Genomic DNA, 359 nt, shown 5'->3' on the forward strand with positions numbered 1-359 from the left:
GAGAAGAAATCTGGACCGACGAATACGGCCGCATCAAGGTGCAGTTCCACTGGGACCGGCTGGGCAGCAAGGACCAGAACTCCAGCTGCTGGATCCGCGTGGCCACCAACTGGGCAGGACCAGGCTTTGGCGCCATCTCCATCCCGCGCATAGGGCACGAGGTGGTGGTGGACTTCCTCAACGGCGACCCGGACTATCCCATCGTCACGGGCTGCGTCTACAACGCGGCCAACATGCCGCCCTGGGCGCTGCCGGCCAACGCCACGCAATCGGGCATCAAGACCCGGTCGAGCAAGGATGGCAACCCGGGGTCAGGCATGAAGAACGGCCAGGGCGACGCCAACGCCATCCGCTTCGAG

Annotated in this window: 1 protein-coding gene; it reads left to right on the forward strand. The window is 64.9% G+C overall.

Going from position 1 to position 359, the window contains the following annotated elements; genetic code table 11:
* Positions 1 to 359 (forward strand): type VI secretion system tip protein TssI/VgrG (gene tssI, locus L995_RS19385; protein WP_047473053.1); only part of this gene is annotated, 359 nt, incomplete at both ends.

This window comes from Delftia sp. ZNC0008, from assembly GCF_000799035.1.
Classification (GTDB): Bacteria; Pseudomonadota; Gammaproteobacteria; order Burkholderiales; family Burkholderiaceae_C; genus Comamonas; species Comamonas tsuruhatensis.